Origin of the sequence: Micromonospora sp. WMMD980 (genome assembly GCF_029626035.1) — a bacterium.
Classification (GTDB): Bacteria; Actinomycetota; Actinomycetes; order Mycobacteriales; family Micromonosporaceae; genus Micromonospora.
Map to the genome: position 1 here is coordinate 1737961 of NZ_JARUBE010000003.1, position 21556 is coordinate 1759516.

A 21556-nucleotide genomic window follows, 5' to 3' on the forward strand; every position below is an offset into this window, starting at 1 on the left:
TCGACCCGACGCCGGATGAGGAGCCGGCGGATTCCGCGTCGGGGGGCCCGACGTCGGCGGGTGGGCAGCCGGCGGATCCGGCGTCGGGCGGTCCGACGTGGCCGGGCGGGTCGCCGGCGGATTCGGCGTCGGGCGGTCCGACATCGGCGGACGGGCAGCCGGCGGATCCCGCGTACGGCGCTCCGACCCTGGCGGGCGGGTCGCCGGCCGCGAACGCGACGGGCGCCCAGGCGCATGGCTGAGCGGACCGGCGGGACGCCGGCCCCGGCGACCGGCCCGGCGCCGGCCTGCCTGGACGACTTCGCGGCGCTGGCCCGGGCGGTGCTCCCGGCCGACGTGTGGGACTACGTCGACGGCGGCAGCGGCACCGAGACCGCGTTGGCCGCCAACCGGGCCGCGCTGGACCGGGTGGCGGTGCTGCCCCGGATGCTGGCCGGCGTGGAGGAGCCGTCCACCGGGACGGTGCTGCCGGGTGGCCCGGCCGCGCTGCCGGTGGCGGTCGCGCCGATGGCGTACCAGCGGTTGCTGCACCCCGACGGCGAGCCGGCGCTCGCGGCGGCGGCCGGCGCGGCGGGCGTGCCCTACATCGCCAGCACGCTGTCCAGCACGCCGATCGAGGAGATCGCGGCGGCCGGCGGGACGGTCTGGTTCCAGCTCTACTGGTTGCGGGACCGGGCGCTGGTGGCCGAGCTGCTGGATCGGGCGCTGGGCGCCGGCTGCGCGGCGGTGGTGGTCACCGTGGACGTGCCGGTGCTGGGCCGGCGGCTGCGCGACGCGCGCAACGGCTTCGCGTTGCCGCCGCACGTCACCGCCGCCAACCTGCCCGGGGGCCGGGACGACCTGGCACACCAGGGCACACCCGGCGTCTCGGCGGTCGCGGCGCACACCGGCGCGGTCTTCGCGCCGGCGCTGAGCTGGGCGGATCTGGCCTGGCTGCGCGAGCGTACCCCGGTGCCCGTGCTGGTGAAGGGCATCCTGGACGCGCGCGACGCGGTCCGCGCCGCGGACGCCGGCGTGGACGCGGTGGTGGTGTCCAACCACGGCGGCCGGCAGCTCGACGCCGCACCGGCCAGTGTCAGCGTGCTGCCGGAGGTGGTCGACGCGGTGGGTCAGCGGTGCGGGGTGCTGCTGGACAGCGGCGTGCGGGGCGGCGTCGACGTGCTGCGCGCGCTCGCGCTCGGCGCGGCCGGCGTGCTGGTCGGCCGGCCGTTGCTCTGGGCGCTCGCGGCCGGCGGCCGGGCCGGCGCGGAGGCCGCCCTGGCGCTGCTCGCCGCCGAGCTGCGCGACGCGCTCATCCTCAGCGGCTGCGCCGACCCGGCGGATGCCCGGCGGCTGCGCACCCGGATCGGAGGCTGACGTGGAACCGGTGGACCTGACCGTCGCGGCGCTGCACGGCAGCGTCGACGATCCGGCGCTGAACTCGATGAACTTCCTCAACGAGGTGGCGCAGCACTATCCGGAGGCGGTGTCGCTGGCCGCCGGCCGGCCCTACGAGGAGTTCTTCGACTCGTCGGCGCTGCACGCGCACCTGGACCGGTTCCGCCGGCACCTCGCCGACGACCTCGGGCTCGCCCCGGCCCAGGTGGACCGGGTGCTGTTGCAGTACGGCCGGACCAAGGGGATCGTGCACCACCTGATCGCCCGTAACCTCGCCGTCGACGAGCGGATCACTGTCGATCCGGAGGCGATCGTGGTGACCGTCGGCTGTCAGGAGGCGATGTTCCTGGTGCTGCGCGCGTTGCGGGCCGACCCGACCGACGTGCTGTTCGCGGTGGCGCCGACGTACGTCGGGCTGACCGGCGCGGCCCGCCTGGTCGACCTGCCGGTGCGCCCGGTGGCCGGCGGGCCGGACGGCGTCGACCTGGCCGACCTGCGCGCCGGGGTGCGCCGGGCCCGCGCCGAGGGGTTGCGGCCGAGGGCCTGCTACGTGATGCCGGACTTCGCCAACCCGTCCGGGGTCAGCATGGACACCACCCACCGGCGGCGGCTGCTCGACCTGGCCGCCGAGGAGGACCTGCTGCTGATCGAGGACAACCCGTACGGTCTCTTCCCGGCCGCCGGCACGGACCGCCGGCCGACGCTGAAGGCGCTGGACACCGCCCGTCGGGTGGTCTATCTCGGCTCGTTCGCCAAGACCGTGCTGCCCGGCGCGCGGGTCGGCTACGTGGTGGCCGACCAGCGGGTCGGGGGTTCGGACGGCACCGTCGGCCCGCTCGCCGACCAGCTCGCGAAGATCAAGAGCATGGTCACGGTGAACACGTCGCCGATCAGCCAGGCGGTGATCGGCGGCGCGCTGCTGGCGTACGACTGCTCGCTGCTGGCCGCGAACGTGCGGGAGCGGGCCGCGTACGCCCGCAACCTGGGCCACCTGGTCGACGGGCTCGGCCGGCGGTTCCCGGCCGGCGGTCCGGTGCGCTGGACCGTGCCGGCCGGCGGTTTCTTCGTGGTGCTGACCGTGCCGTTCCCGGTCGACGACGCCCTGCTGCACCGCTCGGCGCGGGAGTACGGCGTGCTCTGGACCCCGATGGCGCACTTCTACGACGCCGGCACGCCGGTGAACGCGCTCCGGCTGTCGGTGAGCGCGGTCACTCCGGCGCAGATCGACCTGGGGCTGGACCGGCTCGCCGCGCTGGTCACCGACGTCACGGCCGCGGTGGCGGCGCCGGCGTGACGTCGCAGCGTGGCGGTCGGGACACCACCCGTGTTCCCCGGCCGCCCGTCGTCCGTTGATAATGGACGGATGGTTGCCTGGGAGTACGCGTTGCTGGTCCGCCGCTATCAGGGGCAGGGCCGGAATTTCCACGTCTCGTTCGTCTGGTACGGCCCGGACGGGTCCCGCACCGACGTCACCGCGTACGGCGACACCGCTGTCGCGCACCTCAACCGGGTGGGCCGGGAGGGCTGGGAGCTGGTCACCGCCGCCGAGGACGTGAACAACGTGCAGGGCAGCACCGAGGTGCACCGCTACCACCTCAAGCGCCCGCTGCGCTGACGGTTCGCGCCCCTGCCGGCCACCCGGTCGGCAGGGGCGCGGACGGTCTCAGGCCAGGGTGACCTCGGGGTAGAGGGGGAACGGGGTGAGCAGGTCGGCGGCCTGCTTGCCGACCGACTCGGCGGTCGCCGGGTCGAGCACGTACTTCGCCTTCGACGGGGCGCCGTCCGGGCCGGTGCCCGCGCTGGTCTGGGTGAGCACGGTGTGGATCAGCTCGGCGGTGGCGTCCATCTCGGCGGCGCCGAGGCCCCGGGTGGTCAGCGCCGGCGTGCCGATCCGGATTCCGGAGGTGTACCACGCGCCGTTCGGGTCCTGCGGCACCGCGTTGCGGTTGGTGACGATGCCGGAGTCGAGCAGCGCCTGCTCGGCCTGCCGGCCGGTCAGGCCGTAGCCGGAGACGTCGATGAGCACCAGGTGGTTGTCGGTGCCGCCGGTGACCAGCGTCGCGCCCCGGCGCAGCAGCCCGTCGGCGAGCGCCTGCGCGTTGTCCACGATCCGCCGGGCGTAGTCGGCGAAGTCTGGGCGCCGGGCCTCGGCCAGCGCGACCGCCTTGGCGGCCATCACGTGCGGCAGCGGGCCGCCGAGCACCATCGGGCAGCCCCGGTCGACCTGGTCGGCCAGCTCCGGGCCGCAGAGCACCATGCCGCCGCGCGGGCCGCGCAGCGACTTGTGCGTGGTGGTGGTGACGATGTGCGCGTGCGGCACCGGGTCGAAGTCGCCGGTGAAGACCTTGCCGGCGACCAGGCCGGCGAAGTGCGCCATGTCGACCATGAAGGTGGCGCCGACCGAGTCGGCGATCTCCCGCATGATCCGGAAGTTGACCTTCCGGGGGTACGCCGAGTAGCCGGCGACCAGGATCAGCGGCGTGAACTCCCGGGCGGCCTCGGCCACCCGGTCGTAGTCGATCAGGCCGGTGGCCGGGTCGGTCCCGTAGCTGCGCTGGTCGAACATCTTGCCGGAGATGTTGGGCCGGAAGCCGTGGGTGAGGTGACCCCCGGCGTCCAGCGACATGCCGAGCATCCGCTGGTTGCCCAGCTCCCGGCGCAGCGCGAACCAGTCGGCCTCGGTGAGGTCGTTGACCTGGCGCTTCTGGGCCTTCTTCAGCGCGGGCGACTCGACCCGGTCGGCCAGGATCGCCCAGAAGGCGACCAGGTTGGCGTCGATGCCGGAGTGCGGCTGCACGTAGGCGTGGGCGGCCCCGAACAGCTCCTTCGCGTGCTCGGCGGCGAGCGCCTCGACGGTGTCGACGTTCTGGCAGCCGGCGTAGAAGCGGCGCCCGACGGTGCCCTCGGCGTACTTGTCGCTGAACCAGTTGCCCATGGCCAGCAGCGTCGCGGGGGAGGCGTAGTTCTCGCTCGCGATCAACTTCAGCGACTCGCGCTGGTCGGCCAGCTCCGCGGAGATGGCGTCCGCCACCCGCGGCTCGACGGCGCGGATCACGTCCAGCGCGCTGCGGAACGCGGTGGACTCGGCGTTGTGCGACATGCGACCTCCTGGTGACGTGCGGAAGGCCCAGGCGCTCGGCATGCGTCCTCATGACGAGGCCGCTCCCCGATGGTGCTCCATCTCCACGCGCCAGTCACGGCCCGTGCCGATCCTAGCGGTCCGCCCCGGGCCGGGCCTGCGGGCCCGGCCGGCCCGCGGGTAAGCACGGGCCCCTTCTTAACGCCTCGCGTCGAGAAGGGGCCCCTTCTCACCTGCGCGTCAGGCGTTTACGGCGTCGCGGGCCTTCTTCAGCGCCTCGGGGGCGGTCGGCGTCCTCGGCGCCGACGGGCGCAGGTCGAGCATCCGCTGGCCGATCTCCTGGAGCCGGTTACGGCCGAGCGCCTCGCGCACCTTCGGGAACCACTCCTGTTCCTCCTCCTCGACGTGGTGCAGCACGTTCTCGATCAGCACCGTCGTCTTGGCGACGAACCGCTCGTCGTCGGCGTCCATCGCGTGCAGCTCGAGGCAGAGCACGTCCGCGACGTGGTGCTCTTCGTACGACTCGAGGATGTCGTCCTCGACGTCCGGCACCAGCCTGCGGACCTCCGGGTACATCACCTCGTTCTCGAGGTAGGTGTGCACGGTCAGCGCCTCGAGGATCTGCGTGACGATCTTTCCGCGCCGGCTCGCCGGCCCGTCCTCGGCATCCTGGAAGGCCTTGAACAGGCGGCGGATCTCCTTGTGGTCCTCCTTGAGCAGGACGATCGCGTCGGTGGACACCGGTTACCTCCTAGGTCGGCTGACGGAGCCCCCCTACCCGGCGTCCGACCAGGACAAACAGACCGGGCCCGGCGATCGTCGCCGGGCCCGGTCCGGGTGGTGCGGGGAAGGTCAGCGCACCGCGTTGTACGCGTCGACCACGCCGGCGCCGTAGAACCCGTTGCGGTTGCCGCCGGAGCAGGTCGCGTCGTAGGCGTTCGGACCCGTCGGGATCAGCGGCACCGGGTTGTAGACGCCGGACGGGCAGGACTTCGCCACCGCCATACGCTCCAGGAACGACGAGAGCTGGCCCGGGGTCATGCCCGGGTGCGCCGATAGGGCCAGCGCCGCGACGCCGGTGGCGTGCGGGCCGGACATCGAGGTGCCCTGCTTGTAGCCCCACCCGTTGGTGCGGGTGACCGTGTTGAAGGTGGTGGACAGGATGCCGTCGGTGGACGTCGAGCGCGCGCCCTGGGTCCGGAACCGGGTGTCGCCGCCCGGCGCCGTCACGTCGATCACGCCCTGGCCGTACGAGGAGTAGTAGCTCTTCTCGCCGGTCGGGCCGACCGCGGCGACGGTCACCACGCCGGGCACCTCGGCCGGCAGGTCGAGGCAGGCGTTGGTCAGGTTCGCGCGGTCCTCGGGGGTGCCGTTGTTCGGGCTGCCGGTGTCGGTGATCTTGTGTGCGAGGTCGTAGTTGGAGTTGCCGGCGGACGCCACGTTCAGCACGCCCTTGGACTGCGAGTAGCGGATCGCCCGCTGCACGGCCTGCCACACCGGGCGCTGCCGCGCGTCGTTGCGGCAGTTCAGCTCCCACGGGTCGATGTAGTAGCTGTTGTTGGTCAGCCGCATGCCGTGGTCGGCGGCCCAGAGGAATCCGCAGACCGCGGCCTCCGGGAAGATGTAGCCGTCGTCGTTGACCACCTTGACGGCGGCGACCTTGACCCCGGGCGCGATGCCGGTGACGCCGACGCCGTTGACCGCGGCGGCGATGGTGCCGGCCACATGGGTGCCGTGGTCGCTGGTGGTCGGGTTCCAGGCCGCCTCGGCGGTGTCGGTGACGCCGCCGACGCAGGACGTGCTCCTGTCCTTGGCGATCTGGGTCGCCAGGTCGGGGTGGCTGCTGGAGATGCCGCTGTCGAGCACGCCGACGACGACGTCCGGGCGGCCGGTGGTCACCGCGTGGGCCTGCGGGAGGTGGATCATGTCCATGTCCCACTGCTGGCCGTAGAGCGGCTCGCGGGTCGGGTCGGCGGTGGCGTCGGGCGTGGCCACCTCCACCGTCTCGCCCTCGTCGAGGGCGGTGCCCAGGCCGGCGGTCGACGCGACCGACTGGACGCCCGCGCCGGCCACCTGCGCGGCGAAGGCCGGGTTGGTGGAGCGGACGACGAGCACGCCGATCTGGTCGTAGCTGGCCACGACCGTGCCGTCGGCGGCGGCCACCCGGGCGGCGGCCTTGCCGGTGGAGGCACCCTGCGGGGCGAGGACCAGGTAGGAGGTGTCCGGTCCGCCGGCCGCCGCCGGCGACGGCACGCCGGTCAGGGCGAGGCCGGCGCCGAGCGCCGCGGCGGACGCGCCGGCCAGTGTCTTGCGACGAAGGTTCTTCACACGTACTCCCAGGGGCCGATCCGGTCCGACGAGCAGGCTGCTCGCCGTTGCCGGTTCAGCGTCGGGCCGACCTGTGGTGTTACACACACCACAGGCCGCCGGGCGTCGCGCGTCAGACCGTCGCCATCAGCGCGGTCTCCCGCCCGGCGGCCACGAGCCCGCCCGGGTGCCGTCGGTGGGGCAGCGCGAGGTGGCATCGACCCGGCAGAATGTCCGCCGGGTCGGGGTGGCCCGTGCGGAAGGGGTGGGCATGTCGACGGTGGTACGAGGGCTGCGCGAGGCGCTGGTGCTCTTCGTGATCGCGGTGGTGGTGATCGCGGTGGCGGTGGGCGTCTGGGTGGCGATCAGCGGAGGCGACTTCACGCACCGGTTGGGTGTGGCGTTCCTCCTGGTCGGCGGCCTGATCGGGATGACCGGCGACCTGACCCTGAGCCGGATCGGCATGCTGCCGGCCCGGTCCACGTTCGGCCTCGCGCCGGAGCGGGCGGACGGCGGCGGCGGCCGGGTGCTCACCGGCATCGGCATCTTCCTCTTCGTCTCGATCCCGCTGTTCGTGGTGGGGATCCTGCTGATCACCTGAGCGGATGCCCGCGCGACGCCGCCCGGTGCCCTACGGTGTTCTGCGTGGCGTCCGCGGCGGCCGAGGAGATCCGGGTGGGGGAGCGGCTGGTCCGCGTCTCCAGCCCCGACAAGCCCTACTTCCCGGAGCGCGGGCTGAGCAAGCTGGACGTGGTGCGCTACTTCCTCGCCGTCGGCGACGGCATCCTGCGCGCCCTGCGGGACCGGCCCACCATGCTGGAGCGCTGGCCGCGCGGCGTGTTCGAGGGTGCCACGGTGGCCACCCGGCAGACGAACAAGGGCGACGCGTTCTACCAGAAGCGGCTGCCGGCGGGCGCGCCCGACTGGGTGCGCACCGCGCACATCACGTTCCCCAGCGGCCGGACCGCCGACGAGGTGGCACCGAGCGAGCTGGCGGTGGTGATCTGGGCGGCCAACCTGGGCACGCTGCGGTTCCACCCGTGGCCCGTGTCGAAGGCCGACGTGGAGCGCCCCGATCAGTTGCGCATCGATCTCGACCCGATGCCGGGGGTGGACTTCGCGCAGGTGGTGCCGGTGGCCCACGAGGTGCGGGCGTTCCTGGCCGAGCTGGGCATGGAGGGTTACCCGAAGACCACCGGTGGGCGCGGCATCCACGTCTACCTGTCGATCGAGCCGCGGTGGAGCTTCGGCGAGTGCCGGCGGGCGGTGCTGGCGCTCGGCCTGGAGATGCGGCGCCGGCGGCCAGACCTGGTCACCACGACCTGGTGGCGCGACAAGCGCGACCGGCCGGTCTTCGTCGACTACAACCAGATGGCCCGCGACCACACCATGACCTCGGCGTACTCGATCCGCCCCACCCCCGCGGCGCTGGTCTCGGCGCCGCTGGAGTGGGCCGAGCTGGACGACGCCCGGCCGGAGGACTTCGACGTGCTCAGCATGCCGGCCCGGTTCGCCGACCGCGGAGATCCGCACGCCGGCCTGGACGGCCGCCGGCACTCGCTGGAGCCGTTGCTGGAACTGGCCGACTCCGCGGGCCTGGAGTCACCGCCGGAGCGCTGACCGGCTCAGGCCCAGGGGCTCTGCGTGCCGTCGAACTCCTCGAAGACCAGCCAGGTGCGGGTGGAGAGCACCCCGGCGATGCTCTGCACCCGGTCCAGCACCACGTCCCGCAGGGTGGCGTTGTCCGGCGCGCGGACCAGCGCCAGCACGTCGTGCTCGCCGCTGAGCAGCGCCGCATGCTCGATGTAGCGCACCTGGGCCAGCTCCGACGAAACCTCCCGCCAGGTGTTCTGCTCGATCGTCAGCGCGATGTACGCCGAGGTGCCCAGCCCGGCCGGCTCCGGCGCCACCCGTGCGGTGAAGCCGGTGAGTACGCCGTCGCGCAGCAGCCGCTCCACCCGGGCGTACGCGTTGGTGCGCGAGACGTGCACCCGCTCGGCGAGCGTGCGGATGGAGAGCCGGGCGTCGGCGACCAGCTCACCCAGGATCCGCCTGTCGACCTCGTCGAGCGGCCCGGCCGAACGTCCCGTTCCGCCCGCCCCGCCCGGTGTGGCGCCGGTCTCCTGGCTCACCCCGCTCACCTCCCGCTGCCATTCGTCCCGCGTTCATCGCGGATGTTGAGTCAATCATCCCTGGGCAGGAGCATAGGGCCACCACACGTCCAGGAGGTCCCCGCCGTGACGACCACACCCCAGGCGGTCCGCAGGGCATCCCCGCGTACCCGCCGGCCGGCCACCCCGGCCGCCCCCGACCCGACGGCCGGCCTGCTGCCGCAGCACGAGCCGGTCCGGCTGCTCGACCCGGACGGCACCGCGCTACCGGCCCGTGACGACTACCCCGAGCCGCCGGTCGAGGCGCTGCGCGAGATGTACCGGCGGATGGTCGTCGGCCGCCGCTTCGACACCCAGGCCACCGCGCTGACCAAGCAGGGCCGCCTCGCCGTCTATCCGTCCGCGCGCGGCCAGGAGGCCTGCCAGGTCGGCGGCGTGCTCGCGCTGCGCGACTCGGACTGGGTCTTCCCCACCTACCGGGAGTCGCTGGCGCTGACCGCCCGCGGCCTCGACCCGGTCGAGGTGCTCACCCTCCTGCGCGGCGACTGGCACTGCGGGTACGATCCGGCGGTCACCCGCACCGCGCCGCAGTGCACCCCGCTCGCCACCCAGACCGTGCACGCCGCCGGGCTGGCCTACGGCGAGTCCTACCAGGGGCGCGACACCGTGGCGCTCGCGTTCATCGGCGACGGCGCGACCAGCGAGGGCGACTTCCACGAGGGCGTCAACTTCGCCGCCGTGTTCAAGGCCCCGGTCGTGTTCCTGGTGCAGAACAACAAATACGCGATCAGCGTGCCGCTGTCCCGGCAGACCGCCGCGCCCAGCCTGGCCTACAAGGGCGTCGGCTACGGGGTGCCCAGCGAGCAGGTCGACGGCAACGACCCGGTGGCCGTGCTGGCGGTGCTGAACCGCGCCGTCGCGCACGCCCGCGCCGGCCAGGGCCCGTACCTGGTCGAGGCGCACACCTACCGGATGGAGCCGCACACCAACGCCGACGACCAGACCCGCTACCGCGACGCCGAGGAGGTCGAGGCGTGGCGCGACCGCGACCCGATCGCCCGGCTGGAGGCCCACCTGCGGTCCCGGGGCGTGCTCGACGACGCCGCGGTCACGGCGGTCGCCGAGGAGGCCGAGGCGTACGCCTCGGCGCTGCGCCGGCGGATGGACGAGCAGCCCACGGTCGACCCGCTCAGCCTCTTCGACCACGTCTACGCCGAGCCCACCCCGCAACTGGTCGAGCAGCGGGAACTGGTCCGGGCCGAGCTGGCCGCGGCCCGCGACGAGGAGGGGGACGCCTGATGGCCGCCGTGACCATGGCGAAGGCGCTCAACGCCGCGCTCGCCGACGCGCTGCTCGACGACGAGCGGGTGGTCGTCTTCGGTGAGGACGTCGGTCAGCTCGGCGGCGTCTTCCGGATCACCGACGGGTTGCAGGCCCGCTTCGGCGACAAGCGCTGCTTCGACACCCCGCTCGCCGAGGCGGGCATCGTCGGCTTCGCGGTCGGCCTGGCCATGTCCGGGCTGCGACCCGTGGTGGAGATGCAGTTCGACGCGTTCGCCTACCCGGCGTTCGAGCAGATCGCCTCGCACGTGGCGAAGCTGCGCAACCGGACCCGGGGCGCGCTCAGCGTGCCGATCGTGATCCGGGTGCCCTACGCCGGCGGCATCGGCGGGGTGGAGCACCACTGCGACTCGTCCGAGGCCTACTACGCGCACACCCCCGGGCTGAAGGTGGTCACGCCGGCCACCGTCGACGACGCGTACTCATTGCTGCGCGCCGCGATCGACGACCCGGACCCGGTGGTGTTCCTGGAGCCGAAGAAGCTCTACTTCGCCAGCGCCGAGGCGGAGCTGCCGGCGCGCACCGCCCCGATCGGCACGGCGGTGGTTCGCCGGCCCGGCACCGACGCGACGCTCGTCGCGTACGGCCCGGCGGTGCCGGTGGCGCTGGCCGCGGCGGAGGCGGCCCGCGAGGAGGGTTGGGACCTGGAGGTGGTCGACGTGCGCAGCATCGTGCCGTTCGACGACGCCACCGTCACCGAGTCGGTCCGCCGTACCGGCCGGTGCGTGGTGATCCAGGAGGCGCAGGGCTTCGCCGGTGTCGGCGCCGAGATCGCCGCCCGGGTGCAGGAGCGCTGTTTCCACGCGCTGCACGCCCCGGTGCTGCGGGTGTCCGGGCTGGACATCCCGTATCCGGCGCCGATGCTGGAGCACACCCACCTGCCGTCGGTCGACCGGGTCCTGGACGCCGTGGCCCGGTTGCAGTGGGACGACCAGCCCGACACCCGGTGGGTGGCGGCATGAGCGAACGCACCGAGCGCAGCGAGGGCCGTGAGCGCGTGCCCGGCCGGCCCGGCATGAGCGAACGCACCGAGCGCAGCGAGGGCCGTGAGCGCGTGCCCGGCCGGCCCGGCATGAGCGAACGCACCGAGCGCACCGAGCGGCCCGACACGAGCGCGACCGTCGGGACCCGCGACTTCCTTCTGCCCGACCTGGGTGAGGGGTTGAGCGAGGCGGAGATCGTCGAGTGGCGGGTCGCGGTCGGCGACGTGGTCACTGTGGACCAGACCGTGGTCGAGGTGGAGACCGCCAAGGCCGTCGTCGACGTGCCCTGCCCGTACCCCGGTCGGGTCGTGGCGCTGCACGGCGCGGCCGGTGAGGTCCGTCCGGTCGGCCAGCCGCTGATCACCATCGCCGCGCTCGACGGCGAGGACGCCGCGGACCCGCACGCCACCTACCGCGAGGAGGAGCGGGCCGGCTCCGGCAACGTTCTGATCGGGTACGGCACCGGGCACGGCGGCCCGGGCCGCCGGCGTCGCCGGCCCCGCCTGTCGGTCGCCCCGGAGCCCCGCACGCCGGCCCCGGCGGACTCCGGCTCCGGTCCCGTATCGCCGGCCGGCTCGTCGGCGGTGACCGGCGTTTCGCCCGGCGCGTCGGCTCCGGACGGCTCGCCCGCACCGGCGGGCCGGGCCTCCGACCCGGCGCGGACCGGTGGCCCGGCCCCGGCGCCGCTGGTCATCTCGCCGATCGTGCGGCGGCTGGCGAAGGAACGCGGGGTCGACCTGGCGTCGCTGCGCGGCACCGGCCCCGGTGGCGTGATCCGCCGGTCGGACGTGGAGACGGCCCTGTCCGCCCCGGCGGCACGGCTGGCGGCGGTGCCGGACGCGCCGGACGCGCAGTTCGCCCCGACCGGCGACGGTGACGTGGTCGTCCCGCTGACCGGCATCCGCAAGGTCATCGCCGACAAGCTCTCCCGCAGCCGGCGGGAGATCCCCGAGGTGACCATCTGGGTGGACGTGGACGCCACCGGGCTGCTGGAGACGCGCACCGCGATCAACGCCGCGACCCCGGCCGCGCCGGTGAGCATCCTGGCCCTGCTGGCCCGGATCTGCCTCAGCGGCCTGCGGAAGTATCCGCAGCTCAACGCGCGTGTCGACACGGCGGGCGAGCGGATCGTGCAGTCCGCCGGGGTGCACCTGGGCATCGCCGCGCAGACCGACCGTGGCCTGGTCGTGCCGGTACTGCGCGACGCCCAGCGGCTCACCACCGCCGAGCTGGCCGGCGCGCTGGCCGAAACCACGGCGGCGGCCCGGGCCGGCACGCTGCCGCCCGCCCGGCTGACCGGCGGCACGTTCACGCTCAACAACTACGGCGTGTTCGGGGTGGACGGCTCCACCCCGATCATCAACCACCCGGAGGCGGCGCTGCTCGGCGTCGGGCGGATCGTGGACAAGCCCTGGGTCGTCGACGGTCAGCTCGCGGTCCGCAAGGTGACGCAGCTCAGCCTCACCTTCGACCACCGGGTCTGTGACGGCGGTGTGGCGGGTGGCTTCCTGCGCCACGTGGCCGACTGCGTCGAGCGGCCCGCTCTGCTGGTCGCCAACGTCTGACACCCCGCCCCTGAGCGGTCGAGGTCGGGACCGGGGAGATCTTGGTACGAGTGTGCCCCTCCGGGGGCCGTTCCGTACCAAGATCTCCGCCGGCCTCATCAGGTGGAACCGACCGGTGAGCGGCAACCCGGACGATCGGGCCGGGGCAATACCGTTCCGGTCGTCGTCCGCCCATGCTCCGCAGCCGTTTCCGAGCAATTCCGCCGAAGGTGCCACCCCGTGACGCCCGGCCTACAGAATGTAGGCGAGGGGGTTCGGAAATGGGGGGCGAAATATGTTTGTGAGGCGGCGACTGACGCTTTTCGCGATGACCGTCGCGGCCGCGCCGCTCGCGGTCGGCGCGTGCACCGCCGGCCCGAAGTCGGTGGTGCGGCACGCCGAGGCGGCGCCGCCGCCGTCGGTCACGGTCACGCCGGCCGACCGGGCCCGCGACGTGCCGATCAGCGCGGAGGTGGGCACGAGGGTCAGCAACGGCAAGGTGACCGGGGTGAAGCTCGCCGACGACAAGGGCCGCCCGGTGCCGGCCCAGGCGCGCGAGGACGGATCCGGTTGGGTGCCGGACCGCCCGTTGGCCAATTCCCGGACGTACACGGCCGAGGTGACCGTGGCCGGTGACTCCGGAAAGACCACGACACAGAAGACGACGTTCACCACGATGGCCAAATCCACCAAACCGGCCGTCACCAGTGAGTTGTATTTCCAGGACAACCAGACGTACGGGACGGCGATGCCGGTCGTGCTCGGTTTCGACCCGCCGATCCCGGAACAGGCGCGCGCGGACGTGCAGCGCCGGCTGTTCGTCCGGACCGACCCGCCGCAGCCGGGCACCTGGTCGTGGATGTCCGACGGCAAGCAGGCCGAGTACCGGGCGCCGGACCGCTGGAAGCCGGGCACGAGGATCAGTGTGCGCAGCGCGCTGGAGGGGCTGCCCATCGGCAAGGAGGCGGTCGGCGACATCGACCGGGTGGCGACCGCCAAGGTGGGCCGGCAGGTGTCGCTCGACATCGACAACACCACCAAGCAGATGACCGTCTACCAGGACGGCAAGGTGCTCCGGAAGCTCCCGGTGAGTCTCGGCAAGCCCAGCACGCCGAGTTCCAGCGGGACGATGGTGATCATGGAGAAGCACGAGCACACCACGTTCGACACCCGGGGCGAGCCGGACGGCGGCTACGTGGTCGACGTGGACGACGCGCAGCGGCTGACCTGGGGCGGTGAGTTCATCCACTCGGCGCCGTGGTCGGAGGGGGAGCAGGGCTTCAACAACACCTCGCACGGCTGCACGAACGTCTCGGCCGCCGGCGCCGACTGGCTGATGGGCGTCACACAGGTCGGTGACCTGGTGACCGTCAAGGGCACCGAGGTGCAGCTCCAGCCGGGCAACGGCTTCACGGCCTGGAACGTGAGCTGGAACGAGTTCGCCAAGGGCAGCGCGCTGCCCGTACCGGCGGGGCTGAAGCCCACGCAGAGCCCGACGCCGCATCCCGGCGCGGTGGCCGGCGGGTCCGCGCCCGCACCCACCCCGACCAGGAGAAACAGCGGCGGCTGAGTCCGGGGAGGAACGGCCACGGGCCGGCCCGCGTCCGCGCGGGCCGGCCCGACGCCGTCTCAGTCCAGGTCGACGCGGGCCACGCCGGTCGCGGTCAGGCTGCCCAGCCAGAGCTGCCGGCCGTGCTGCCGCACGCCGGTCACCATCGGGTACGCGCCGCGGGGCCCGTGCAGCGTCCGCAACACCCGCCCCGCGCCGTCGACCAGCGCGACCAGCCCGTAGCGGCGCGGCTGCGGCTGCACCGCCCCGGGCAGCAGGGCCACCACCTGGCGTACCCGGGGATGGGGCAGCAACCGCTCCATGACCGGCAGCCGAGGGCTCGGCAGCGCGATCCAGTAGGTCCCGTCGCCGACCGCGGAGACGTTGTCCGGATATGCCGGCAGGTCGGTCAGTACGGTGGCCCGCCCGTCCGGCAGGTCCACCCGCAGCAGGCGGTGGGTCGCGGTCTCGACGAGCATGAGCGCCGACTCGTCCGGGGTGAGCGCCAGCCCGTTGGGAAAGTAGAGCCCGTCGGCCACCACGTCGGTGCGCCCGGTGCGTCTGTCATACGCCAGCACCCGCCCGTTGGGGCGGTGCTCCAGCAGGTCCCGCTTCCAGTGCGAGAGCGGGAACCGGTCGGACGAGTCGGTGAAGAAGACGGTGCCGTCGCGGGCCACGGCGGCGTTGTCGGCCAGGTGCACCGGCGGCGCGGTGCCGGTCAGCTCGTGCACCGCGCCGGCCGGGTCGACGCGCAGCAGCCCTCGGTAGGCGTCGCAGACCAGCAGCCCGCCGTCGACCGGGTCCAGTTCGACGCCGAGTGGCCGGCCGCCGGTCACCGCGAGCAACGCGGGGCGGGTGCCGGGCGGGGCGTCCGCCGGCCACCACCAGAGCCGGCCGTCCTCGTCGCCGCTGATCACCCGGTCGTCCGCGTCGACCACCACGTCCTCCGGACCGCGCCCGCCGTCGGGCAGCGGCAGCACCTCGGCCCGGTCCAGCCGGGTGTCGCCGGGGGCCCAGTCCCCGGCCAGCGGCGGCGGCACCGTCGCCGGCTCGCGGACCGGGCGGATCAGCAGGGGGACGCGGGGGCGGGGGACGGCCATCGGGTCATTGTGGGCCCGCCGGCGCTCCGGCGCGGAGTACCGCCCGGCGTGTCCGCGCCGCCACCGCCGCTCGGCCCGGGTGGCCCGGCCGGCGGAGGGCGGTCGCCGCGGTGGCGGAAGGTTGCGGGAAGACCCTGAGGCGGGTCGGGGTCGGCACCCCGACGCTACCCGGAACCCCGCCTGCGAGCTGCCGGAACTGTCGGTGGGCGGGGGTAGGTTTGCCGGTATGACGGACAGCGGCGGCCGCTTCTCGGTGGCGACGGAGGTGCTCGACCACGTGGTCGAGCTGCGGCCGGTGGGTGAGATCGACATCGCCACCGTGTCGGCGTTCCGGGCCGCGCTCTGGGCGGCGCCGGCGCGCCCGCTGGTGCGCGTCGACCTGTCCGGCGTGCCGCTGCTCTCCGCCGCCGGGGTGCGGGCGCTGGCCGCCGCCCACCTGCGGGTCCGGGCCCGCGGCGGCGAGCTGGTGCTCGTCGACCCGGCGCCGGTGGTGGCCCGGGTGCTGCGCGTCACCGGCCTGCACCGGGTCGTTCCGGTGCGCGAGTCGGGCCGCGCCGGCGAGCTGCTGACCTGCGTCGCCGCCTGAGCGGCGACCGGGCCGCCGGCGCGACGCCGACGGCCCGGTGGTGCCCAGCCGGGCTCAGCGCACGCCGAGCAGGTCCACCACGAAGACGAGCGTCTCGTTCGGCTTGATGACGCCGCCGGCGCCCCGGGCGCCGTAGCCCAGGTGCGGCGGAATGGTGAGCCGGCGCCGGCCGCCCACCTTCATGCCGATCACGCCCTGGTCCCAGCCGGCGATGACCTGGCCGCCGCCGAGCGGGAACTCGAACGTCTCACCCCGGTTCCACGAGGCGTCGAACTCGTGGCCGGTCGAGTGGGCCACGCCCACGTAGTGCACGCTGGCCAGCTGGCCGGCGTGGGCCTCCGGGCCGTCGCCGACGGTGATGTCCTCGACGACGAGATCGGCGGGCGGCGCGCCCTCGATCGGGCCAACCTCGGGCTTGTCCATGAGCGGGTCTCCTCGGTGCTGACGGTGCGGTCACCGTCGATCCTGCCGGATCGCGACCGGCCGATACGCGCCGGTCCCCGCCGCACCACCGACCTCGCCCGCCGGCGCGGACGACGAAGGCGGACGTCGCCTGCCGGCGACGCCCGCCCGGGGCGACCTGCGCTCACTTCAGCCAGGGCAGGCGCTGGACCAGGGGGAGCTTCGCCCAGGCCCGGCCGAGGCCGAGGGTGTTGCCGGCGCCGACCAGGGCCAGGCCGGCGAGCAGGCCCGCGTAGATGAGGTGGTCGTCCATGAAGGGGTTGTTCTCGGGGGGCAGCACGGCCGTCCACATCAGGACCAGCAGCAGCCCGCCGGCGACGGCGGCGATCCGGGTGCCGACGCCGAGCAGCAGCGCCACGCCGATGCCGAGCAGGCCGAGCATGAACAGCCAGTCGGCCCAGGCCGCACCGGCGATGTCGTGGTAGATGTCGGCGAACGGGCCGGCCACGGCGTTGCCCAGGAAGCCCTTGGTCGGGCTGCCGCCGTTGATCCAGGCGTTCTTCGCCGGGGTCTCGTGCCCCAGAGCGAACATCTTGTCCAGGAAGGCCCAGAGGAAGACCCAGCCCAGGGCGATCCGCAGTCCGGCCCAGACGTACCGGGTGGCCTTCTGGCGGGGGGTCTCGACCGCCGGAGCGTTGGTGGCGGCGGGGGTCCGCTCGATTGTCGCGGTCATGGTCTCCACGTCCCTTCCTGTGCCTGGCACCGCGCTTCGGTGGCACCTCCATTCCATCGCCCGGGGGCGCGGCGGAGCAGGGCCGAGGGTGCCCCCGCGACCGGGTCCTTGGTCCCGTCCGGACCCGGTCCCCTCGGCCCGCCCGGGACCGGCCCGCCGCCCCTGCCCCCGGTGCCCGCCGGCGGCCTAGCGTCGCTGGTGGAGGCACGTGTCGAGGAGGTCGTGATGAGGACATGGCAGGTGGCCGACGTGATGACCAGGGACGTCGCGACCGTGGGTACGGAGACGCCCTACCGGGACGTCGTCGACGTGCTGGTGCGGGAGCGGGCCGCGACGGCCCGCCTGATGGACCGCGAGGCGGTCAAGCGGCTGCCGGTCCTCGACGACCTCGGCCGGCTGGCCGGCATCGTGACCCGCGGCGATCTGCTCCGGGTGCACCTGCGCACCGACGCGGAGATCCGCGAGGACGTGGTCCAGGAGGTGCTGCGGCGGGTCCTGGCGGTCCGCGACGGCCTGGTCACCGTGCAGGTCAGCGGCGGCGAGGTCACGATGGACGGTCGGCTGGACCGCCGTAGCGCCGTCGAGCTCGCCGGCCGCCTGGCCGGTCAGGTCGCCGGGGTGGTCGCGGTGCACAACGCCATCTCCTACGAGGTGGACGACACCACGCTGATGGAGCTGGACCCGGTGCACGCCACCCCGGTCGCGTGACCTGCTTCCGGCTCACACCGGCGTCGCGAGCTGGGCGGCGAGCAGCTCCGGCGCCTCGGCCAGCGACGGACCGTACCAGGTGAGGTGCCGGCCGGAGACCAGCACCGAGGGCACCCCGCCGAACGCCTCGGGTCCGTCGTCGGCGGTGAACCGGTAGGGCTCGTCCGGGAGCACCACCAGCTCCGGCGACCGCTCGCGCAGCCGGTCGAGCGTCGGGCGTGGATAGCGTTCCGGGTCGGTGGCCCAGGCGTTCACCACGCCGAGGCGGCGCAGCACGTCCCCGGCGAAGGTGTCCCGGCCGAGCACCACCCACGGTCGCCGCCACACCGGCACCACGGCGGTGCGCACCCGCGCCGGCGCGGGCGGGGCGGCCCAGGCCCGGCAGGCCGCCCGCAACCAGGGCGGGTCGGCGGGCGCACCGAGCGCGGCGACGAGCGTGCCGAGCTGGTCGAGCGCCTCCGGCACGGTGCGGGGGAAGGTGACCCGGACCTCGACCCCGGCGGCCCGTAACGCCTCCGCGTCGGCGAGCCGGTTCTCCTCCTCGTTGAGCAGCACGAGATCGGGCGCCAGGGCGAGGACGCGGTCCAGGTCGGGAAATTTCGTCCCGCCGACCCGCGCGACGTCCAACCCGGCCGGGTGGGTGCACCAGTCGGTCGCGCCGACCAGGACCTCCGGCCGGGTCGCCGCGACCGCCTCGGTCAGCGACGGCACCAGCGACACCACCCGCACGCCTGTCCTCCCCCCGTACCGACCCATCCTCGCGCATCGACGGACCGCTGTCCGGTGGCCGGTGTCGGCGGACCGGTCGAGAATGAGCGGATGCCTCCCCACCCGACCGGTCGGCCGGTCCCCGACTACGGCGTCGCGCCGGCCGAGGCGCTGCCCCGGGCCCGTGAGTTCGCCGACCACCTGGTCCGCCGCCGGACCGTACGCGAGTTCAGCGACCGGGCGATCCCGCCGGGTGTGCTGGCCGAGGCGTTGCGGGCGGCGGCGTCGGCACCCAGCGGGGCCAACCGGCAGCCCTGGCGGTTCGTGGTGGTGACCGATCCGGCGCTGAAGCGGCGGCTGCGGGCCGCGGCGGAGGCCGAGGAGCGGGTCTTCTACGAGCGGCGGGCGCCGGAGGAGTGGCTGGCCGCGCTGGCCCCGCTCGGCACCGACGCGAGCAAGCCGTTCCTGGAGACCGCGCCGGCGGTCATCGTGGTGTTCGAGGTGCACCGGGGGCCGCGCTCGCCCCGGCCCTACTACGTCAAGGAGTCGGTGGGGATAGCCGTGGGCTTCCTGCTCGCCGCGCTGCACCGGGCCGGGCTGGCCACGTTGACCCACACGCCGAGCCCGATGCGGTTCCTCAACGAACTGCTCGACCGGCCGGCCGAGGAACGGGGCAACCTGCTCATCCCGGTCGGTTATCCCGCGCCCGACGCCACCGTGCCGGACATCGACCGCAAACCCGCCGCCGAGGTGGTCGTCTGGCGCTGACCGGTCAACGGGCCCCGGCCGGGGCGACGGCGGGCTCCGGCGGCAGGCCCGCCACCGGCACCCCCTCGCGGACCGCCCACTCCACCGCGGCCCGCAGGTCCGCCGTCGGCAGCGGACGCCGGGCGGTCACCGCGACCGCCGCGTGCACCGAGTAGGCGACGAACGGGAACGACCGGGCCAGCGCGCCGATCGCGTCGTGCAGCCGACTGACCACGGCGAGCGCCTCCGGTTCGCCGAGCGCCGGCAGGACCAGGTGGAACTCGTTGTCGGCGACCCGGACCGCCCGATCGACCGGGCGTAGCACGCCGGTGACGGCGGCGAGCAGGGCCTGACCCTCGCGGGCGGCGCTGCGCCGGCCGAAGCGTTCCGGCGAGCCGGCCGGTTCGTCCACCCGCAGGCCGACCAGCGCCACCGGCAGGGTGCCCGAGGCGGTCACCCCGTCCGCCCCGCTCCAGCGGCGCAGGCCGCCGTCGTCGAGCATGCCGTCCGTCGTCTCGACCGGCGGCGCGCTCCGGTCACCCCGGCGGGCGAGCAGCCGCAGCGCCGAATCGGCACGGGCCTCGCCCGGCCCGGCCGGGATGTCGCGGACCCGGGCCACCGCGTCGTCGAGCGCCGCGCGGGCCGGGCCCGGCAGCCGCTCGGCGAGCCGCTCCCGCAGCCGGATCACCTCGTGCAGCGCCGCGTCGCGGCGGAACCCCCAGCGGCCCTCGAAGAGCCGGCCGGCCTCCAGGGTCGCGGCCGGCGTGACCTCACCCCGGTCGTACGCCACGAGCGTGGCGCCGAAGCGCGGCGTCAGCGCCACCACGCTCCACTCGCGGGCCAACTCCTCGGTCTCGTCCAGCGTCACGGCGTACACCCCGTCGGGCAGGTCCGGCGGGGGGCCGCCCACCATCGCGACCACGGTGACCGTCGCCCGGCCGGCGATGCGCCGGTAGACGGCGCGCTCCCGCTCGAAGTAGGGCAGCCGCTGGAAGAGCGCGAACACGACGAGCGGGCCGTCCTCGGCCTCCGCCAGCGCGGCCCGCTCGATGGCGTGGGAGACGGCGACGAGACTGCGTTTGGTGAACCGTTCCGGGCTCAGTCCGCTGTGCACCCGCCGAGCCTAGATCGCCGGACCCGTCGACGCACCGCCCGTCGGGCGTCCGGATTCCGCCGCACCGCCGAGGCGGCTGCCATGATCGACGCCCTACACTCGGACGCCGACGTAGGCGACGGACGGGTTGTGGCGAGATGACGAGAACCGGCAGCGTGGCCGCCTCCTGGCTGCGGCCGATCCCGTCCGGCGCCGCGCCGCGCCTGTCACACGCCGGTCATGTCGGGCACGCCGACCGGCGGCTCGGTGAACTGGCGCTGGGGCGTCCACCGGGGGTGACCGGCAGCCAGTGGAGCGCGGCCGGTCGAACCCGCCTCGACCTGGTGGTCTGCGCCGCCGACACCGGCTTGCCGCGGTTCGCCGTGCGCTTCGGCGCGCCCGCGTCCGACGGCTCGCCGGCGCGTCGGGCCGACCGGCTGACCGACGCGGTCTGCGCAGCCGTGGGTCTGCCGCTGCTGCGGGTCGAGTCGTCGACGCTCGGCGGCGCCGACCAGGTCCGGCGGTTCGTCGCGTACGTGCTCGACGCGCGTGCCTGTGCCGAGGGCACCGACCCGGACGGCGGGGACGCGGTCGGGTTCCGCGACATCGTAGGTCGGCTGCCGGACGGCCGGCGTGGCCCGGTCAACGACCTCGGTGCGCTGGCCCGGGCCGACGCGGTCGAGGCGTACGTGGCCGGGCGCCTGGCCGATCCGATCGTGCGCGGCCTGCACGTGCGGTGGTCGGGCGGGCCGGCGGAGGTCTGGGGCTGGGTCGAGGTGCGGCCCAGCCGGTGCCTGGTCGAGCGGGTGCGGCTGACCACCCTGGGCTTCTCCTGCGGGGTGGATCCGGGCCGGTTGGCCGAGGACCTGGCCGTGGCGGCGCTCCGGGAGCGGTTGCGTGATCTCGACGGGGTGTCCCTGGTGGACCGGGACGATCTGCGCGGGCAGGTGCATCGGCTCGCCGCCCGGCGGGACTCCTTCGACGGCGGCTTCGCGTTCGACCACCTCTGCGCCGACTGATCGGCCGTTCCGGCGGCCCTGCGGGCCCGCGATTTTTTTCCGATCTCCGGTTGAACCTTCGCCGACGGGGCTCCGTACCTAAGCGGGAATGGACGCAGATCTTCCGCCGCGCCCGGACGGCGCGGAGACGGTGCGGAGAGGCGCCGTCGGCCATTGACGCGCGACCACG

22 protein-coding genes and 1 riboswitch are annotated in these 21556 nt (G+C 74.4%); of the genes, 13 read left to right on the forward strand and 9 right to left on the reverse strand.

Translation table 11 applies throughout. From position 1 onward, the window contains the following. Nucleotides 1–234: 234 nt before the first annotated feature. The 3 genes from O7618_RS08390 to O7618_RS08400 all read left to right on the forward strand — a co-directional run bounded on the left by O7618_RS08390 (nucleotide 235) and on the right by O7618_RS08400 (nucleotide 2992). Nucleotides 235–1356, forward strand: a complete 1122-nt coding sequence (locus O7618_RS08390) for an alpha-hydroxy acid oxidase (protein ID WP_278105426.1) — start codon at nucleotides 235–237, stop codon at nucleotides 1354–1356. Nucleotide 1357: 1 nt separating this feature from the next. Further along, on the forward strand, nucleotides 1358–2671 hold the full coding sequence (locus O7618_RS08395; RefSeq protein WP_278105427.1) for a PLP-dependent aminotransferase family protein: 1314 nt from the start codon (nucleotides 1358–1360) through the stop codon (nucleotides 2669–2671). A 69-nt stretch (nucleotides 2672–2740) separates the two neighbouring features. After that, nucleotides 2741–2992 carry a hypothetical protein gene (locus tag O7618_RS08400; RefSeq protein ID WP_107160278.1) on the forward strand — a complete coding sequence of 84 codons (252 nt, stop codon included), beginning with the start codon at nucleotides 2741–2743 and terminating at the stop codon, nucleotides 2990–2992. 48 nt (nucleotides 2993–3040) lie between these two features. Here the strand turns inward: O7618_RS08400 and O7618_RS08405 are convergent, their stop codons facing one another. The 3 genes from O7618_RS08405 to O7618_RS08415 all read right to left on the reverse strand — a co-directional run bounded on the left by O7618_RS08405 (nucleotide 3041) and on the right by O7618_RS08415 (nucleotide 6784). After that, nucleotides 3041–4477, reverse strand: coding sequence for a glycine hydroxymethyltransferase (locus O7618_RS08405; protein WP_278105428.1), 1437 nt, complete (start codon nucleotides 4475–4477; stop codon nucleotides 3041–3043). An 18-nt stretch (nucleotides 4478–4495) separates the two neighbouring features. Continuing rightward, nucleotides 4496–4585, reverse strand: a riboswitch (ZMP/ZTP riboswitch). A gap of 111 nt (nucleotides 4586–4696) precedes the next feature. Beyond that, the gene (locus tag O7618_RS08410) at nucleotides 4697–5197 is read right to left on the reverse strand and encodes a hemerythrin domain-containing protein (RefSeq protein ID WP_278105429.1); all 501 of its coding nucleotides are present in this window, start codon (nucleotides 5195–5197) and stop codon (nucleotides 4697–4699) included. Between the two features lie 111 nt (nucleotides 5198–5308). Then, entirely contained in the window at nucleotides 5309–6784 is a 1476-nt protein-coding gene (locus O7618_RS08415) for a S8 family serine peptidase (protein ID WP_278105430.1), read from the reverse strand. 250 nt (nucleotides 6785–7034) lie between these two features. Between O7618_RS08415 and O7618_RS08420 the strand changes: the two genes are divergently transcribed. Beyond that, nucleotides 7035–7364: a hypothetical protein gene (locus tag O7618_RS08420; protein WP_278105431.1), complete on the forward strand. Its 330-nt coding sequence runs from the start codon at nucleotides 7035–7037 to the stop codon at nucleotides 7362–7364. Nucleotides 7365–7399: 35 nt separating this feature from the next. Then, entirely contained in the window at nucleotides 7400–8383 is a 984-nt protein-coding gene (locus O7618_RS08425; protein ID WP_278105432.1) for a DNA primase small subunit domain-containing protein, read from the forward strand. Nucleotides 8384–8388: 5 nt separating this feature from the next. On the opposite strand, the gene O7618_RS08430 is transcribed toward O7618_RS08425, so the two are convergent. Beyond that, a complete protein-coding gene (locus O7618_RS08430; protein ID WP_278105433.1) occupies nucleotides 8389–8895 on the reverse strand; it encodes an Lrp/AsnC family transcriptional regulator in 507 nt (168 codons plus the stop codon). A 72-nt stretch (nucleotides 8896–8967) separates the two neighbouring features. On the opposite strand from O7618_RS08430, the gene pdhA reads away from it, so the two are divergent. The 4 genes from pdhA to O7618_RS08450 all read left to right on the forward strand — a co-directional run bounded on the left by pdhA (nucleotide 8968) and on the right by O7618_RS08450 (nucleotide 14312). Beyond that, nucleotides 8968–10173: a pyruvate dehydrogenase (acetyl-transferring) E1 component subunit alpha gene (gene pdhA, locus O7618_RS08435; RefSeq protein WP_278109950.1), complete on the forward strand. Its 1206-nt coding sequence runs from the start codon at nucleotides 8968–8970 to the stop codon at nucleotides 10171–10173. Further along, nucleotides 10173–11177, forward strand: a complete 1005-nt coding sequence (locus O7618_RS08440; protein ID WP_278105434.1) for an alpha-ketoacid dehydrogenase subunit beta — start codon at nucleotides 10173–10175, stop codon at nucleotides 11175–11177. The genes pdhA and O7618_RS08440 overlap by 1 nt, the downstream gene beginning before the upstream one ends. Before the next feature lie 110 nt (nucleotides 11178–11287). Continuing rightward, nucleotides 11288–12763, forward strand: a complete 1476-nt coding sequence (locus O7618_RS08445; RefSeq protein WP_278109951.1) for a dihydrolipoamide acetyltransferase family protein — start codon at nucleotides 11288–11290, stop codon at nucleotides 12761–12763. A 274-nt stretch (nucleotides 12764–13037) separates the two neighbouring features. Further along, nucleotides 13038–14312, forward strand: coding sequence for an Ig-like domain-containing protein (locus tag O7618_RS08450; RefSeq protein WP_278105435.1), 1275 nt, complete (start codon nucleotides 13038–13040; stop codon nucleotides 14310–14312). Nucleotides 14313–14371: 59 nt separating this feature from the next. Here the strand turns inward: O7618_RS08450 and O7618_RS08455 are convergent, their stop codons facing one another. Further along, on the reverse strand, nucleotides 14372–15391 hold the full coding sequence (locus O7618_RS08455) for an SMP-30/gluconolactonase/LRE family protein (protein ID WP_278105436.1): 1020 nt from the start codon (nucleotides 15389–15391) through the stop codon (nucleotides 14372–14374). 226 nt (nucleotides 15392–15617) lie between these two features. Here O7618_RS08455 and O7618_RS08460 point away from each other — a divergent pair, with 226 nt between their 5' ends. After that, nucleotides 15618–15977, forward strand: coding sequence for an anti-sigma factor antagonist (locus O7618_RS08460; RefSeq protein ID WP_278105437.1), 360 nt, complete (start codon nucleotides 15618–15620; stop codon nucleotides 15975–15977). A 54-nt stretch (nucleotides 15978–16031) separates the two neighbouring features. Here the strand turns inward: O7618_RS08460 and O7618_RS08465 are convergent, their stop codons facing one another. Together O7618_RS08465 and O7618_RS08470 are read right to left on the reverse strand one after the other, a co-directional pair. Beyond that, the gene (locus O7618_RS08465; RefSeq protein ID WP_278105438.1) at nucleotides 16032–16400 is read right to left on the reverse strand and encodes an FKBP-type peptidyl-prolyl cis-trans isomerase; all 369 of its coding nucleotides are present in this window, start codon (nucleotides 16398–16400) and stop codon (nucleotides 16032–16034) included. Nucleotides 16401–16563: 163 nt separating this feature from the next. Next, complete coding sequence (locus O7618_RS08470) at nucleotides 16564–17112, reverse strand: DoxX family protein (protein ID WP_278105440.1); 549 nt, start codon at nucleotides 17110–17112, stop codon at nucleotides 16564–16566. Between the two features lie 225 nt (nucleotides 17113–17337). Between O7618_RS08470 and O7618_RS08475 the strand changes: the two genes are divergently transcribed. After that, complete coding sequence (locus O7618_RS08475) at nucleotides 17338–17820, forward strand: CBS domain-containing protein (RefSeq protein WP_278105441.1); 483 nt, start codon at nucleotides 17338–17340, stop codon at nucleotides 17818–17820. Nucleotides 17821–17832: 12 nt separating this feature from the next. Here O7618_RS08475 and O7618_RS08480 read toward each other — a convergent pair whose 3' ends face one another. Next, entirely contained in the window at nucleotides 17833–18549 is a 717-nt protein-coding gene (locus tag O7618_RS08480; RefSeq protein WP_278105442.1) for a helical backbone metal receptor, read from the reverse strand. A gap of 90 nt (nucleotides 18550–18639) precedes the next feature. Here O7618_RS08480 and O7618_RS08485 point away from each other — a divergent pair, with 90 nt between their 5' ends. Continuing rightward, the gene (locus tag O7618_RS08485) at nucleotides 18640–19296 is read left to right on the forward strand and encodes a nitroreductase family protein (RefSeq protein WP_278105443.1); all 657 of its coding nucleotides are present in this window, start codon (nucleotides 18640–18642) and stop codon (nucleotides 19294–19296) included. Between the two features lie 4 nt (nucleotides 19297–19300). Here O7618_RS08485 and O7618_RS08490 read toward each other — a convergent pair whose 3' ends face one another. Continuing rightward, nucleotides 19301–20389 carry a DICT sensory domain-containing protein gene (locus O7618_RS08490; protein WP_278105444.1) on the reverse strand — a complete coding sequence of 363 codons (1089 nt, stop codon included), beginning with the start codon at nucleotides 20387–20389 and terminating at the stop codon, nucleotides 19301–19303. Nucleotides 20390–20526: 137 nt separating this feature from the next. Between O7618_RS08490 and O7618_RS08495 the strand changes: the two genes are divergently transcribed. Next, entirely contained in the window at nucleotides 20527–21387 is an 861-nt protein-coding gene (locus O7618_RS08495; protein ID WP_278105445.1) for a DUF2726 domain-containing protein, read from the forward strand. Nucleotides 21388–21556 lie beyond the last annotated feature (169 nt).

Bases quoted from the DNA above. Each gene is read 5' to 3' on its own strand.
- O7618_RS08390 (WP_278105426.1), top strand. From the start codon at position 235: ATGGCTGAGCGGACCGGCGGGACGCCGGCCCCGGCGACCGGCCCGGCG.
- O7618_RS08400 (WP_107160278.1), top strand. From the start codon at position 2,741: ATGGTTGCCTGGGAGTACGCGTTGCTGGTCCGCCGCTATCAGGGGCAG.
- O7618_RS08405 (WP_278105428.1), bottom strand. From the start codon at position 4,477: ATGTCGCACAACGCCGAGTCCACCGCGTTCCGCAGCGCGCTGGACGTG.
- O7618_RS08420 (WP_278105431.1), top strand. From the start codon at position 7,035: ATGTCGACGGTGGTACGAGGGCTGCGCGAGGCGCTGGTGCTCTTCGTG.
- O7618_RS08440 (WP_278105434.1), top strand. From the start codon at position 10,173: ATGGCCGCCGTGACCATGGCGAAGGCGCTCAACGCCGCGCTCGCCGAC.
- O7618_RS08445 (WP_278109951.1), top strand. From the start codon at position 11,288: ATGAGCGAACGCACCGAGCGCACCGAGCGGCCCGACACGAGCGCGACC.
- O7618_RS08450 (WP_278105435.1), top strand. From the start codon at position 13,038: ATGTTTGTGAGGCGGCGACTGACGCTTTTCGCGATGACCGTCGCGGCC.
- O7618_RS08455 (WP_278105436.1), bottom strand. From the start codon at position 15,391: ATGGCCGTCCCCCGCCCCCGCGTCCCCCTGCTGATCCGCCCGGTCCGC.
- O7618_RS08460 (WP_278105437.1), top strand. From the start codon at position 15,618: ATGACGGACAGCGGCGGCCGCTTCTCGGTGGCGACGGAGGTGCTCGAC.
- O7618_RS08465 (WP_278105438.1), bottom strand. From the start codon at position 16,400: ATGGACAAGCCCGAGGTTGGCCCGATCGAGGGCGCGCCGCCCGCCGAT.
- O7618_RS08470 (WP_278105440.1), bottom strand. From the start codon at position 17,112: ATGACCGCGACAATCGAGCGGACCCCCGCCGCCACCAACGCTCCGGCG.
- O7618_RS08475 (WP_278105441.1), top strand. From the start codon at position 17,338: ATGAGGACATGGCAGGTGGCCGACGTGATGACCAGGGACGTCGCGACC.
- O7618_RS08485 (WP_278105443.1), top strand. From the start codon at position 18,640: ATGCCTCCCCACCCGACCGGTCGGCCGGTCCCCGACTACGGCGTCGCG.
- O7618_RS08495 (WP_278105445.1), top strand. From the start codon at position 20,527: ATGACGAGAACCGGCAGCGTGGCCGCCTCCTGGCTGCGGCCGATCCCG.